16 protein-coding genes are annotated in these 14,340 nt (G+C 61.6%); 6 read left to right on the plus strand and 10 right to left on the minus strand.

Annotated features, from left to right (window positions below; translation table 11 throughout):
• Nucleotides 1-31: 31 nt before the first annotated feature.
• Nucleotides 32-169 carry a hypothetical protein gene (locus tag PAN31117_RS27190; protein WP_174991012.1) on the plus strand — a complete coding sequence of 46 codons (138 nt, stop codon included), beginning with the start codon at nt 32-34 and terminating at the stop codon, nt 167-169.
• A gap of 303 nt (nt 170-472) precedes the next feature.
• Here PAN31117_RS27190 and PAN31117_RS17500 read toward each other — a convergent pair whose 3' ends face one another.
• The 5 genes from PAN31117_RS17500 to PAN31117_RS17520 all read right to left on the minus strand — a co-directional run bounded on the left by PAN31117_RS17500 (nt 473) and on the right by PAN31117_RS17520 (nt 5,660).
• Nucleotides 473-838, minus strand: a complete 366-nt coding sequence (locus tag PAN31117_RS17500) for a cytochrome o ubiquinol oxidase subunit IV (RefSeq protein ID WP_039396912.1) — start codon at nt 836-838, stop codon at nt 473-475.
• A complete protein-coding gene (locus PAN31117_RS17505) occupies nt 838-1,464 on the minus strand; it encodes a cytochrome o ubiquinol oxidase subunit III (RefSeq protein WP_039396910.1) in 627 nt (208 codons plus the stop codon). Before PAN31117_RS17505 ends, PAN31117_RS17500 begins: the two co-directional genes overlap by 1 nt.
• Before the next feature lie 2 nt (nt 1,465-1,466).
• Nucleotides 1,467-3,446: a cytochrome o ubiquinol oxidase subunit I gene (gene cyoB / locus PAN31117_RS17510; RefSeq protein ID WP_150739510.1), complete on the minus strand. Its 1,980-nt coding sequence runs from the start codon at nt 3,444-3,446 to the stop codon at nt 1,467-1,469.
• Nucleotides 3,447-3,461: 15 nt separating this feature from the next.
• Nucleotides 3,462-4,520 (minus strand): ubiquinol oxidase subunit II, encoded by a 1,059-nt coding sequence (gene cyoA, locus PAN31117_RS17515; protein ID WP_150739335.1) that lies wholly within the window; start codon nt 4,518-4,520, stop codon nt 3,462-3,464.
• Nucleotides 4,521-5,030: 510 nt separating this feature from the next.
• Nucleotides 5,031-5,660, minus strand: a complete 630-nt coding sequence (locus PAN31117_RS17520; RefSeq protein ID WP_150739336.1) for a LysE family translocator — start codon at nt 5,658-5,660, stop codon at nt 5,031-5,033.
• Between the two features lie 267 nt (nt 5,661-5,927).
• Here PAN31117_RS17520 and PAN31117_RS17525 point away from each other — a divergent pair, with 267 nt between their 5' ends.
• Both PAN31117_RS17525 and PAN31117_RS17530 read left to right on the plus strand, forming a co-directional pair.
• Entirely contained in the window at nt 5,928-6,392 is a 465-nt protein-coding gene (locus PAN31117_RS17525; RefSeq protein WP_039396907.1) for an Lrp/AsnC family transcriptional regulator, read from the plus strand.
• A gap of 87 nt (nt 6,393-6,479) precedes the next feature.
• Nucleotides 6,480-8,030 carry a sensor domain-containing diguanylate cyclase gene (locus tag PAN31117_RS17530; RefSeq protein ID WP_246189151.1) on the plus strand — a complete coding sequence of 517 codons (1,551 nt, stop codon included), beginning with the start codon at nt 6,480-6,482 and terminating at the stop codon, nt 8,028-8,030.
• On the opposite strand, the gene PAN31117_RS17535 is transcribed toward PAN31117_RS17530, so the two are convergent.
• Complete coding sequence (locus PAN31117_RS17535) at nt 7,958-9,091, minus strand: LysR family transcriptional regulator (protein ID WP_150739337.1); 1,134 nt, start codon at nt 9,089-9,091, stop codon at nt 7,958-7,960. The two genes, PAN31117_RS17530 and PAN31117_RS17535, sit on opposite strands and share 73 nt — an antisense overlap.
• A complete protein-coding gene (locus PAN31117_RS17540) occupies nt 9,088-10,578 on the minus strand; it encodes an MFS transporter (protein WP_150739338.1) in 1,491 nt (496 codons plus the stop codon). Before PAN31117_RS17540 ends, PAN31117_RS17535 begins: the two co-directional genes overlap by 4 nt.
• Nucleotides 10,579-10,730: 152 nt before the next feature.
• Between PAN31117_RS17540 and PAN31117_RS17545 the strand changes: the two genes are divergently transcribed.
• A complete protein-coding gene (locus tag PAN31117_RS17545; protein ID WP_306440194.1) occupies nt 10,731-11,330 on the plus strand; it encodes a helix-turn-helix transcriptional regulator in 600 nt (199 codons plus the stop codon).
• 34 nt (nt 11,331-11,364) lie between these two features.
• Here PAN31117_RS17545 and PAN31117_RS17550 read toward each other — a convergent pair whose 3' ends face one another.
• Nucleotides 11,365-11,682 carry a YnfA family protein gene (locus PAN31117_RS17550; protein WP_150739340.1) on the minus strand — a complete coding sequence of 106 codons (318 nt, stop codon included), beginning with the start codon at nt 11,680-11,682 and terminating at the stop codon, nt 11,365-11,367.
• A gap of 114 nt (nt 11,683-11,796) precedes the next feature.
• Between PAN31117_RS17550 and PAN31117_RS17555 the strand changes: the two genes are divergently transcribed.
• Nucleotides 11,797-12,012: a SlyX family protein gene (locus PAN31117_RS17555; RefSeq protein WP_370855767.1), complete on the plus strand. Its 216-nt coding sequence runs from the start codon at nt 11,797-11,799 to the stop codon at nt 12,010-12,012.
• Nucleotides 12,013-12,181: 169 nt separating this feature from the next.
• Nucleotides 12,182-12,826: a DUF1439 domain-containing protein gene (locus PAN31117_RS17560; protein WP_150739341.1), complete on the plus strand. Its 645-nt coding sequence runs from the start codon at nt 12,182-12,184 to the stop codon at nt 12,824-12,826.
• A gap of 78 nt (nt 12,827-12,904) precedes the next feature.
• On the opposite strand, the gene PAN31117_RS17565 is transcribed toward PAN31117_RS17560, so the two are convergent.
• Together PAN31117_RS17565 and PAN31117_RS17570 are read right to left on the minus strand one after the other, a co-directional pair.
• Entirely contained in the window at nt 12,905-13,330 is a 426-nt protein-coding gene (locus tag PAN31117_RS17565) for an organic hydroperoxide resistance protein (RefSeq protein ID WP_150739342.1), read from the minus strand.
• A gap of 279 nt (nt 13,331-13,609) precedes the next feature.
• Nucleotides 13,610-14,182: a TetR/AcrR family transcriptional regulator gene (locus tag PAN31117_RS17570; RefSeq protein WP_150739343.1), complete on the minus strand. Its 573-nt coding sequence runs from the start codon at nt 14,180-14,182 to the stop codon at nt 13,610-13,612.
• Between the last annotated feature and the right edge of the window lie 158 nt (nt 14,183-14,340).

Here is a 14,340-nt window from a genome sequence, read left to right on the forward strand (position 1 = left end):
GACAACGGTGACGGCACAGGAAATATGAGCGGTGATTGTCGGTGCCCTGATTGCGTCACAGGCGTTGCCGTTGCTGGGCATTCGCCCGGACCTGCCGGTACGTCCGGGGGTCATTCTGGCAGCACCGACCTCTGATACGCCGCCGGACGACAAGCCGCCGCGTGGTTAATCGACAACGGTGACGGCACAGGAAATATGAGCGGTGATTGTCGGTGCCCTGACGGAGCGACTTTCAGGTGGAGCGGAGTCAGGGTACCGGCAAGCGCCGCGGGTTTGGGGGTGAGTCAAGGGTCGAGGGGATGGAACGGCGGGCGGCGTCGACGAACAGATAGCGCGTGAGCAAAAAGGGCAATTCGATTAGTCGAATTGCCCTTTTTGCATACTACAGAAGCCAAAAAATAGAAAAAGGCGGCCCGGTATAACCCGAAGCCGCCTTTCGCACTTGCCGAAGACTACCGGCAAGTTCCGGGACTTACATCCCCGGCATCATCAGCGAGTTGGCGTTGTGCATGATCCACAGCGAGCCGACGAGCACGATGGCGACGATCAGCACGGTGAACAGGAACGCCATCACATTCCAGCGTTGTTCCGACGAGCGGTCCATGTGCAGGAAGTAGATCAGGTGGACGATGATCTGGATCAGTGCGGCGCCGAGAATCAGCGGGAGCACCGTCGAGGGAGGCATCGTGCCGTCCATCACCAGCTTGAACGGGATGACCGTCAGGATCACGGCGAGCACGAAGCCGATCAGGTACGACTTCACGCTACCGTGGCTGCCACCGGCTGCGTTGTGGCCAGCGTCGTGGCCGTGCGATTGCACCGATTTGGTATTGCTCATTACATCGCTCCCATCAGGTACACGACCGTGAACACGCCGATCCAGACCACGTCCAAGAAGTGCCAGAACAGCGAGAGGCACTGCAGACGCGTCGTGTTGGTCGACGTCAGGCCCTTCTTGGCGATCTGGAACATCAGCACGGCCATCCACAGCAGGCCCGAGGCCACGTGCAGACCGTGCGTCGCCACCAGTGCGAAGAACGACGACAGGAAGCCGCTACGGTTCGGACCTGCGCCTTCGAGGATCAGGTGATGGAATTCATAGAGTTCCATCGCGATGAAGCCCGCGCCCAGCAGCCACGTGATGGCCAGCCAGCCCATCACGGCGCCCTTCTTGCCGTTGTGCAGGCCGATCATGGCGAAGCCATACGTGATCGACGAGAACAGCAGGATGAACGTTTCGACCAGCACGAACTTCAGGTCGAACAGTTCCTTGCCCGTGGGGCCACCCGCCGTCGAGTCACGCAGCACCGCGAAGGTGGCGAACAAGCTGGCGAACAGCACCAAGTCGGTCATCAGGTACACCCAGAAACCGAAGATCGTATTGCCGCCGGTGTCGTGGTGCGCGTGGTCGTGCGCATGCGCATCGGCATGCGCGCCCGTGTGTTTGAGAACTTCGCTCGTCATGATTAAGCCTTTGCTGCTGCGGCCAGTGCCTGATGGTGAGCCGATTCAATGGCCACCACTTCCGGCGACTGCACGTAGTAGTCGATCGAATCGTTGTTGCTGCGGCAGATGAACGTCACGATCATGCCCACGAAGCCAACGATGGCGAGCCACCAGATATGCCAGATGGCGGCGAAACCGAACACCAGCGAGAACGCACTGATGATGAAACCGGCGCCGGTGTTCTTCGGCATGTGAATCGGGGCGTAGCTCGTCTTCAGATCGCTCTTGATGCCGTGTTCCTTGCGATAAGCCAGCTCGTCGATGTCATGCACGCGCGGCTCTTCGGCAAAGTTGTAGAACTGCGGCGGCGACGACGTCATCCACTCCAGCGTACGGCCGTTCCAGGGGTCACCCGTAGTGTCGGCCAGCGCCTTGCGGTTCTTGATCGACACAACCAGTTGCAGCACCTGGAAGCCAATACCTGCGGCGATGAACAGTGCACCGATCAGCGCAGCGATCAGCCACGGCTGCCATGCCGGGTTGTCGTAGTGGTTCAGACGACGGGTCATGCCCATCAGGCCGAGCACGTACAGCGGCATGAATGCGAGGTAGAAGCCGATCAGCCAGCACCAGAAGCTTGCCTTGCCCAGACGCTCGTCGAGCTTGAAGCCGAAAGCCTTCGGGAACCAGTAGTTCATACCGGCGATGTAACCGAACAGCACACCACCGATGATCACGTTGTGGAAGTGAGCAATCAGGAACAGCGAGTTGTGCAGCACGAAGTCGGCGCCCGGCACAGCCAGCAGCACGCCCGTCATACCACCGATCACGAACGTGACGATGAAGCCCAGCGTCCACAGCACCGGCGTCGTCATTTGCACGCGACCACGGTACATCGTGAACAGCCAGTTGAAGATCTTCACGCCGGTCGGGATCGAGATGATCATCGTCGCGATACCGAAGAACGCGTTCACGCTTGCGCCCGAACCCATCGTGAAGAAGTGGTGCGCCCACACGAGGAACGACAGCACCATGATCGCAGCCGTGGCGTACACCATCGACTTGTAGCCGAACAGCTTCTTGCCCGAGAACGTCGAAATGATTTCCGAGAAGATACCGAACGCCGGCAAGATCAGGATGTACACCTCAGGGTGACCCCAGATCCAGATCAGGTTGATGTACATCATCGGATTGCCGCCCAACTCATTCGTGAAGAAATGGAAGTCGAGATAGCGATCCAGCGAGAGCAGGCCCAGCGTCACGGTCAGGACCGGGAACGCGGCGCACACCAGCACCATCGTGCACAGGGACGTCCACGTGAAGATCGGCATCTTCATCAGGTTCATGCCCGGTGCGCGCATCTTCAGAATCGTGACGACGAAGTTCACACCCGTGAGCAACGTCCCCAGACCTGAAATCTGCAAGGCCCAGATGTAGTAATCCACCCCCACGCCCGGGCTGTATTGAATGCCCGAGAGCGGCGGGTAAGCCAGCCAGCCAGTACGTGCGAATTCACCCACGCCCAGCGACAGGTTCACGAGCACGGCGCCTGCGGCAAACAGCCAGAACGACAGCGTGTTCAGGAACGGGAACGCCACGTCGCGCGCGCCGATTTGCAGCGGCACCACGAGGTTCACGAGACCCGTCATGAAAGGCATCGCCACGAAGAAGATCATGATCACGCCGTGGGCGGTGAAGATCTGGTCGTAGTGATCCGGCGGGAGAATGCCGGGCGAGTTGTGCGCAAGCGCCAACTGGGTACGCATCATCATGGCGTCGGCAAAGCCGCGCAGCAGCATGACCAGCGCGACGAGCACGTACATCACGCCGATCTTCTTGTGATCGACGGACGTGACCCACTCGTTCCACAGATACTTCCACTTACCGAAATAGGTGAGCAGGGCAAAAATGCCCAACCCGCCCAGCACCATCATGCCGACCGCGCCGACGATGATCGGCTCGTGGTACGGGATGGCTTCGAGAGTCAGTTTGCCAAACAGTGCTGACATTGTTGATTACTCCTTATGCGCGTGCGCAGCCGGACCGGCGGCGTGCATCGCGTGCGCGCCGGCGTCCATGGCCATGGTCATCGACTGGCCTTGCACGTTGGCTGCAGCGGCCGGAGCCGTTGCGGCGTCGGTGCCCGCGCCCTTCATTTCCATCTTCATGTCCATGCCCTTCATTTCCATGGCACCGTGGTTTTCATGGCCTTCATGCTGCTGAGCCATGCCCGATGCCATCGGGGCGTGCACGATCGACTGGAACATGTTCGCGTCGACCGAGCTGTAGTACGTGACCGGCGTGTTCTCGCTCATCGGCACCAGCGACGCGTAGGCATCGTGGTCGAGCACCTTCTTCGACTCGCGCACCTTCGTGACCCATTGCTGGAAGTCGCCGTCCGTCATCGCCAACGTCTTGAAACGCATGCCCGAGAAGCCGCCGCCGCTGTAGTTCGCCGAAATCCCGTCGTACGAGCCGACGTGGTTGGCGATCAGGTGCAGCTTCGTTTCCATCCCGGCCATCGAGTAGACCTGGCTACCCAATTGCGGAATGAAGAACGAGTTCATGATCGATTCCGAGGTGATCTTGAAATTCACCGGGACATCGACAGGAACGGCCAGTTCGTTGATCGACGCAATGCCCTGTTCCGGGTAGATGAACAACCACTTGTAGTTCAACGCCACCACTTCGACCGTAATCGGCTTCACGTCGCTTTCCAGCGGCTTGTACGGATCGAGTTCGTGGGTGGAGACCCAGGTGATGCGCGCGAGGATCGCAATGATGATGATCGGCACGAGCCAGACCACGACCTCAATGGCCGTCGAGTGCGACCAATTCGGCTCATAGCGCGCCGTCTTGTTGGATGCGCGATATTTCCACGCGAACCAAAGCGTCATCAGAATGACCGGAATCACCACGATCAACATCAGCCATGTGGCCGTGAGGATCAGGTTCTTGTTCTCAATTCCGATCTGCCCCTTAGGGTCGAGCAGCGTCATGTCGCAGCCTGCCAAAAGCAGCGGCGAGCACAAGGCGAGCAGCCTAAACAATCGCGGGTTTCTGTGTTTCTTCATGTCACACGACAGGGTTGAGTTGGCCAGCGAACGGCGCAACACGGGCTTACCGGCCTGATGCAGGGTCGCAGGAGGTTGGCAAGGGTTAGGTGGGACGGGAGCAGTCGTCTCGCCGGTATTGCACCGGTCGAACTACGACGACTGTGTCATCGAAAAGACGGGAACCGGGGCGGATTGCCGCCCGCAGACCTCAAGTCACTGTCCGACTTCTTGTCTTTTACTTCCATCACGGTGCGGCATTATGCCGAAGTTTAATTAGCCCGGACATCGCACACCCGCCTGCGCGACAATGTGTCGCGCGGCCTTCACGCGTACGCGCGCGACGATTTCCGAGCAGATCGGCACCTTTTTGACGGTAAACGCTGTGCAATGCAGCAATGCGGGAAGGTTCTGGGAATTCAACGGGTGCGACGTTGTGTCGCACCCCAATTTGCCGTGTCGCAGCGAAATGCACTCGTTTGGTGCAATCACTGGAAGGTGATGTAGGTGAGATGTATTGTGCCCGGCTTTTCAGTCGAGCGACAGCCGCACGGCAAATGCCATGAGCGCCGCCCCGAACGACCAGCGTTGTACTTTTTGTGCAAACGGCCGGGTCCGCAGCCAGTTTGCGATGCGCGCCGCACCGAATGAGAGCGCGACATCGAACATCGCCCCGACGATCAGCAGCAGCACGCCGAGTTCGAGCACTTGCGTCCACACCGGGCCCGCTTCAGGGCGGACGAACTGCGGCAGGAGTACCGAACAGAACAGCAGCGCCTTCGGATTGAGCACGCTCGACAGCACGCCACGGCGGAACGCATGCGAGAGCGGCGGCGGGGCATCGTCTGCGGCGGCCACCGCCTGCACGCCAAAGGCCGGTGAGCGCCAGATCTGGATGGCGACCCACGCCAGATAGAGCGCGCCCACGATACGCACCGTCTCGAACAGCCACGGCGCGGCGCGCAGCAGCGCCGCCACGCCGCAGGCCGACAGCGTCACATGGGCGGCACGCGCTAGCGCCAGACCGGCCGCTGTGGCAAGTCCGTGTCGCGTGCCGCGCGTCATGCTCGTTTGCATCACCACCGCCATATCGGGCCCGGGCAGCGCATAGACGACAACCAGCGCGCCAATGAATACGGTGAGCAACTGCGGCGAAACCATGCTTTTCCCCAATGAATGAAAGCGGACGAAAATTGCCTCCATGATCTCTCCATTTAACGAGCGAAACATGGCGTTTTCCACCCAAAAATAATTAATTATTTGGAGTATTACTCCACCAATTACTCCACATCGAGAAAAAGCACTAACCCGGCCTCTACCTCACTGCTGATCGGCTTAGGCCAAACGGATGAGGGAAACACTTTCCCCTCCTCCCGTATCGTGGTGGAATGCCATCTTTGCAGCAGATTTTGTAGCGGGATACCCACAATGAACGAACTCGACGCGATCGATCGGGCAATTCTCGCCATCGTCCAACGCGATGGCCGCATTTCCAACGCCCGCCTTGCCGAGCGTGTATCGCTTTCCGAAACGCCGTGTGCACGACGCCTCAAGCGCCTTGAAGCCGAGGGCTACATCACCGGCTACCGCGCCGAACTCTCGCACCGCGCGCTGGGCCTCGGCGTGACGGCGTTTGTCCACGTGCGCTTCGCGGTGCACGATCGTGCCCTGTCCGAACAGTTCGAGCGGGAAGTGCAGGCCATCGACCGTATCGTGTCGTGCCACAACATCTCCGGCAGCGCCGACTATCTGCTCGGCGTGGTCGCCACCGACCTCGATGATTACGGTAGTTTCACGCGCGACGTGTTGCGCGCCCTGCCCGGCGTGTCGTCCATCGAGTCGATGCTTTCCCTACGCGAAGTCAAACGCGACACCGGTGCGCCGCTGCTGTAATTCGACGCAACGCGAAGTCAGGACAGCTTGCAAATCGTTTGAACGTAAAATGGCGGGCTAAACCAGACATAACAGACCAGGTGCCACATGCCGGACGCCATGCCCGCCGTACCCTCGCCTAACGCGACATCCGCCATTGCCGGGACATCGGCGGGCAGCGTCACCGACGACGCACTGATGTTCGACCTCGCACCCGTCTCTCTCTGGCTCGAAGACTTCAGCGGCGTGAAGCGATTGTTCGACGAATGGCGTGCGCAAGGCGTGGTCGATCTGCGTGCACACTTCAAAGCCGATCCGGCGCACGTCTCGCAGTGTTCCCAACGCATTCGCGTCATCAAGGTCAATCGCCGGACCCTCACGATGTTCAACGCGCCCTCGCTCGACGAACTCGTCGCCAACTTGTCGCGCGTGTTCCGCGACGACATGCTCAAGACGCACATCGAAGAGCTCTGCCAACTGTGGGACGGCAATACCCACTTCACGAGCAAGACCGTCAATTACACGCTCGACGGCCGCCGTCTGGACGTATTGCTGAACGGCTCCGTCCTGCCCGGTCATGAAGCCACGCTCGACCGCGTGCTGATCTCGCTGGAGAACGTGACCGAACTGGAGCACGCCCGCGAGCGCGTCACTATGGGCGAGCAATACGCCCGAGGACTGTTCGAGTATTCGCCGGTCTCCCTGTGGGTCGAAGATTTCAGTGCGATCAAGTTACTCCTTGAGGACGCACGCGCACGCGGCATCACCGACTTCCGCACGTTCACCGATGTGCACCCGGAGTTCGTCGAACGCTGCATGCAGGAAATCGATGTACTCGACGTGAACCGTCATACGCTGGCGATGTTCGTCGCGCCCGACAAGGCCACCCTGCTCAGCCGTCTGCCCGACGTGTTCCGCGACGACATGCGTCACAACTTCCGCGAGCAGCTGATCGACCTGTGGGAGAACAAGCTCTTTCAGCAGCGCGAAGTCGTGAACTACGCGCTCGACGGCAACGAGATCAACGTCCATCTGCAATTCGCCGTGCTGCCCGGTCACGAATCGCGCTGGGATCTCGTGCTCGTTGCGCTCACCGACATCACCGCGCGCAAGAAGGCCGAATCGTATCTGGAGTTCCTAGGCAAGCACGACGTGCTCACCAAGCTGCGCAACCGGTCGTTCTATGTGGACGAACTCAACCGGCTCGAACGCAAGGGCCCGTATCCGGTGACGGTGGTGGTCGCCGATCTGAACGGCCTGAAGGCGGTGAACGATCAGTTGGGCCACGCCGCTGGCGACGCGCTGCTGCGTCGCGCGGGCGAAGTGCTGGGTAAGGCGGTCGCAGCGCCTCAGATCGCGGCCCGCATCGGTGGCGACGAATTCGCGCTGCTCCTGCCGTCGACCGACGAGACAGGCGGTGCCGCGATGATCGAGAGCATTCGTCAGCTCGTGGAACTGAATAACTCGTTCTACCCCGGCACGCCACTGTCGTTCTCGATGGGGATGGCGACGTGCGAAGCTGGCGAACGGCTCGAAGCCACGATCCAGCGCGCCGATTTACTGATGTACGAAGAGAAGCGCAACCATTACGCAGGCAGCGTCAACGAGCGTCGCGTGCTGGACGGCGCGCCCTCCGGCAAGTCCGGAAGGGGTGCATAACTTTTCGCGTCGGCCTTCGTGCTGACTTTCGCGGCCGCCGTCCCGGCATTTCCTGTCACGTTGCCGCCAGCGGCCTGCGCATGACCTAACGGCTCACAGATCAACGCCAGCCAGTCGACGAACGCTCGCACACGCGGCGACACGCGTTTTTGCGCCGGATATGCCGCCGACAGCCGCAACGGCGGCGGCGGACACTTCGGCAGCACCGGCACGAGACGCCCCGACGCCAGATACGGTGCGGCCGCCAGCAGCGTCGGCTGAATCAGCCCCAGTCCCTCCAGCCCTGCCGCGAGATACGCCGCTTCATCGCCAACGTGCAGTTGACCGCGTGTGCGCACGCACGTCGCCTTGCCACCCACCGTCAACGTGAGATCGCCACAGCGCGTCGGCAACATGAAGCCCTGACCTCCCTCACCCGGTGATCCCGACGAACCCGGCGACGGCGCGGCAAGCGAGGCCAACGGCTCCGCCGGTGCAGACAACCATTTGACCGACGTATGCGTGGCCAATCCGTCGAGATCCTCCGGCGTGCCATGCAGGTCCAGATAGCGACGGCTTGCGCACGTCACGCGCGGCAGGTCGCCCAGATGTCGCGCCACCAGCCGCGAGTCAGGCAACTCCCCCAGCACGACACCGCAATCCACCCCGTCGCCCCGCCAGTCGCCGTGCGCAGGCGTCGCGTCGAGTGCAAGCTCAAGCCCGGGATAACGGGCCTGAAACTCAGCGAGCGACGGCATGACCACCTCGCGGGCGATGACCGGCGGCAGCACGACGGCGAGGCGTCCACGCAACTGCGCCTGCGCGCCGAACAGCCCCGACTCGACTTCTTCGACATCCGCGAGAATCGACGAGCATCGCTCGTAATACGCCGCCCCCTCCATCGTGAGCGCCACGCGCCGGGTCGAGCGCGTAAAGAGCGCCACGCCGAACCAGCGTTCGAGATGCTGCACCTGTGTCGTCGCCGTCGCACGCGGAATATCGAGCGACGCCGCCGCCTTCGTGAAGCTACCGACTTCGGCCACGCGCACGAAGGTACGCATGGCAGTGATGCGATCGATCATGATGCCTCCTGCCCTTCTCGTTGGTTTTGTTCGCTCTGTGCGTTGACGGATGCGGCTGTCCTGCCGCGCCGGATGATGACGGCCGCGCCCGCCGGTGCGAGGGCGAATACCGCGAACAACCAGATCGAGGCACGCTGGATTTCGGGCAGCCCGCCGTCGGCGAGACCTGCCGAGTTCGCGACGAGTCCCGCGAGCGCCGAGCCGAGCGCCATCGAATACAACTGCACCGTGGTGATCGAGGCAGACGCCAGCCCCGCTTCACCCGGACGCGCCGCCGTCATCACCCGCGTGAGCAAATGCGGCCAGCCGATGCCGACACCGATCCCCACCCCGAACAACGCGATGCAAAGCGTCGTAATCCCTGCGGTGCTGTCGAAGAGCGATGCCTGCGGCAGCAACCACGCGAGCGCAAACATCCCCACGGCGACGATGACCGGGCCGAGGCGAACGCGCCGCCGAGCGGCGTCGCCCTGGCGGCTAGCGCTCGTCATCGAGCCGACCGACCAGCCCGCCGCCATGAGCGCAGCAAGGTAGCCCGCAGCAAACGGCGTCTGTCCGTGAATCGTCTGAAGGAAATAGGGGATGTAGATCTCGCTCGTCATGGCCAGACCGAGCAGGCTCATGGTGGCATAGAGTCCGCCCAGACGCGTGCGCAACGAGTACGCGCCCGTAGGCATCAGTCGCGGCAACGCATGGCGCACACTACGCTCTCGCTGTGCCAGCCACCATGCGAGAGCGAGGCCGAACACCATCCACCCTGCGGCCACGACGTGCGAATTTACGACCGCGCCGAGCGAAATCGCCACCGCCGACGCGCATAGCAGCACAACCTTGAACCACGGCACGGCGTACGCGTCGTCGTGGCTTTGCGAGGTCCCGTCTGCGGCCTTTACCGCACGTCCGGCCGGTACCTGCGCGCGAATGATGAGGCCCAATCCCACCACAATGGGCAGCAAAGACCAGAACGCCCAGCGCCAGTGACCGAACTGCGCGAAGACGCCGCCGACGGCCGGGCCGCAGAGCGTTGCGACGCCCCACATCCCCGAGACCAGCCCCATCGCCCGCGACCACAACGGCGGCGCGAAGACGATGCGGATCAATGCGTAGCTCAGCGCTAGCAGAATGCCGCCGCCGAAACCTTGCAGCGTGCGCCCGGCGAGCATCCACGGCATGCTCGGCGCGGCCGCACACACGATCGTGCCTGCACTGAAGCCGACGAGCGCCGCGATGTAAGCGACGCGCGGCCCGAGCGTCGAAAGCATCTGGGCCGCGAAGACCGAGCCAAGGATCGACGCCACGACGAACAGCGTCGTGTTCCACGAGTACAGATCCAGTCCGCCGATTTCTTTCACGATGGACGGCAACACCGTCGTCGCCACATACACGTTGGTCGCATGCAACGCGACCCCGCCCGCGAGCGCCAGCGACCGCCAGCCGTTGTTGCCACTCAACAAATCGCGCCAGCCCGGCACCGTGGAATTCGTCATGCTCGTTGTCATGGATGGACAGTCACCTCTGGGGCGACTAATATGCAAGGAAGTTCTTGGATATTACATGCCTCACGATGAATTACCCAAATAACCACTTGGATAATAGGGCAGCACCGCTCGTGGCCCCGGTTGCCGGGCACGAGCGCGTTTTGCATTGGTTGAAGACGCAAGGTCCGGCGTCGACGGCGGAAGTCGCCTCGGGATTGGGGATCACGGCGGAAGCGGCGCGTCAGCAGGTGCAGAAGCTGGTGGCGGACGGTCTGCTCGTCGGCGAAACGATGCCCTCGCGCGGCGCGGGACGTCCTCGTCAGGCGTGGACGCTCACCGAAGCCGGTCACGACCGCTTTCCCGACGCCCACTCCACACTCACGATTCAATTGATCGGCTCGATTCGTCAGTTGTTCGGCGAGGACGGGCTCGACCGGCTGATCACACAACGCGCTGCCGAGACGCGCACGAGCTACAAGAAGGTCATCGACCCACTGCCCGGACTACCGGCGCGTATGGAGAAGCTTGCGGAAATTCGTTCGGCGGAAGGCTACATGGCACGCGTGGAGCGCGATGGCGACGACTGGTTGCTGATCGAGGATCACTGCCCGATCTGCGCGGCCGCCAAGACGTGCCAGGGCTTTTGCCGTACGGAACTGGAACTGTTCCAGGAGTTGATCGGTGAGCGCGGCACCGTATCGCGCGAGACGCACATCCTCGCGGGCGGGCAACGTTGCACCTATCGGGTGAAGACGGCCTGAACCGGCCGTCTTTGCTATGGCTGCCTGTGCGACTTCAGCGCGGCTGAAACGCAATCAGGCTCATCCCCGCCAGCGCCACGACGACACCCGCGACGTCCCATGATGTAGGACGTACGCCGTCGACAAGCCACAACCACACGATCGCGACACTGATGTACACGCCGCCATACGCGGCGTAGACACGTCCGGCAGACGACGGATGCAGCGTGAGCAACCACGCGAACAGCGCAAGCGCCGCAGCGCCTGGCACCAGCAGCCACGCGCTGCGATCCTGTTTAAGCCACAGCCAGGGCAAGTAGCAGCCGACGATTTCCGCCACCGCCGTGACGACATAAAGCAGAAAGGTTTTCATGTTGCGATTATGCCCGGCACGTTCGTGAAACGTCTCGCCACACACGTCACGCTTTGCAGCACGGACGTGTGGATCGTTCAATGGCCTACAATGCCGCGTTCACCGGAGAAGCTCATGGAATCGTTGGAAGCCCGCGTCGTCGAACTCGAAGTCAAAGCGGCATTTCAGGAAGATCTGCTGGAGACGCTCAACGAGATCGTCACGCGTCAGGAGCAGCAAATCGACCTGCTACAGAAGCAGCTCAAGGCGCTGTATCAGCAGATGCAATCGCAAGGTCAGAGTGGCGGCGGCGACGGCAATCCGCGTCACGAGATCCCGCCGCACTATTGAGACGCGCCTGCGTTGCGGCAGCGTTTGTGGCTGCCTCGCAACGGAAATAGTGGAATTGTGTTTCCGACGTCGATTATGCAGATCAACGCGGCATTCAGAACGATTCCACGCCATGCGGGTCACACGACCATCGACGATTCAAGCACGCCCGCTTGCCGGGCCCCGTGACATGACTTCGCAACGCTCACGCAGCACCCAAACGATCACGCATACACAGCGTCTCGACGACACATCCCGCCTTTCGCGCCGCGACACCCTGCACCTCGCCATCGGCGGGTTGCTCGGGCTGGCGCTCGCGCCGCTCATGCGTCCGGCGAACGCCGCCTACAACATCTGGACTGGCGAATACACGATGACGCGCAAGGACATCGAGGCCGCCGTCGATAAGCGGTTTCCGACGACGCTGAACTACGGTCAGTTGCTCGCCGTTGAACTGACGCATCCGCAGATCGGCTTCAATCCGCAGGCCAATCGTATCAACACGCAGGTCGATGCACAGGTGCAGAACGTGCTGCTGCAAGGTCAGCCGCTCAAAGGCGTACTCGCGATCTCAAGTGCGCTGAAGTACGACCCGGTCAGACGCGCGGTGCTGCTCGACAACCCGAGCGTCGAGCGCGTCGACGTGAATGGCATGCCACCCGCCTACGGTCAGCAACTCACGGCCATCGGCGGCAATGTCGCGCAGCAAGTCCTAAATCAATACCCGATTTACACGTTCAAGCCGGAGCAGTTGAAGTACGGCGGACGCGACGTCGAGCCGGGTGCGATCACCGTGCTGCCGGACGGCATCAAGGTCGAAGTGAAGACGAAGTAACGCGACGCAGAACGCAAAAAGCGAAAGAGCAGCCCGAGGGCTGCTCTTTTCACATGCGACGTACGAGAACGGAGACGATTAGACGATCGTCAGCGTCACGTCGATGTTGCCGCGCGTGGCGTTCGAGTACGGGCACACAATGTGCGCCTTTTGCACGAGGCCTTCGACCACGGCGCGCTCGACACCTGGCACGCTGATCTTCAGTTCGGCCTGAATGCCGAAGCCGGTCGGGATCTGACCGATGCCGACGCTACCGTCGATCTTCGTGTCAGCGGGCAGCGTCACCTTTTCCTTGCCTGCGACGAACTTCAGCGCGCCCAGGAAGCAGGCCGAGTAACCAGCGGCGAACAGTTGCTCCGGGTTCGTGCCGCCAACGCCGGGGCCACCCATTTCCTTGGGCACGACCAGCTTGACGTCGAGCACACCGTCCGACGACGTGGCGCGGCCATCACGGCCTCCGGTGGCGGTGGCGTGGGCGGTGTACAGTACTTTTTCGATCGACATGACGAACTCCTGGTAAGTAGAAAAATTTCACTTCCAAACTTCGACCTTCCTGACCCGACACAGCACAACGCGGTGCCTTGCAGCCAAGCGGTCATCTTAATGCACTGACGGGACAGCTTCTGTGAACATCGCGGCAACCTCACCGCTTCGCCCGTCCCGTTTCTCGCATCTCACGACATCTATCTATCACTAGATAGATAATCAAACTCAAATAAACGGGAGATATCTCCCGTGTTGATCCTGCTGCGCCACGGTAGTTTGCGGCGCGTTTTCAACCCTTCAAGCCACGCCACACACCGACGCGACCACATCCTCCAGCCTCGACGGCGCCCGGAACAACCGCGACGCCATCACACTGCCCTGAAATCCGGCGAACAGCGCGCGGGCCGTCGCTTCCGGCGAGGACGTCAACGTCAGCGAGCCCGCTTGCGTGCCTTGTGTCAGCACCCGCGCCAGCCACGCTTCGTGAAACGCGAAGAACCGCTGCACCGCTTCGCGCACCGTCTCCGGCAGCGTTTCGATGTCTGCCGCCAGCATGCCGCACAGGCAAATCCGGTGGCCGTCTTCGACGATTCGTCCAAAACCCTTCGCATACAACGCCAGCTTTTCCGGTGCGGGCAGCGTCTCGTCGATCGCCGCCAGTCCTTCGCTGATGAAACCCTCGTACGCCTTGATCGCTTCGAGCACCAGATCTTCCTTGGCCGGGAAGTAGTAGTGAATGCTCGACGTCTTCACACCGACGCGCTCCGCCAGATCGCGGTAGCTAAAGCCGTTGTAGCCTCGCGTCATCAGAAACGTCTGCGCATGATCGAGCAGTTGTTCCCGGACGGTCGGTGCAGCGGGCGATGTCATTGTGCGGTTCATGTGACGAACTTTATCTATCGGTAGATAGACAGTCAAGCCCTTTTTTCCGAGATATCGATTGATTGTTTCGATGACGGCGATAGCCCCACGCCGACGAGCATCTGCCGCCCAATGAAAAACAGCGGCCCGCAGGCCGCTGTCGTTCG

This window comes from Pandoraea anapnoica (genome assembly GCF_902459765.1).
Taxonomy (GTDB): Bacteria; Pseudomonadota; Gammaproteobacteria; order Burkholderiales; family Burkholderiaceae; genus Pandoraea; species Pandoraea anapnoica.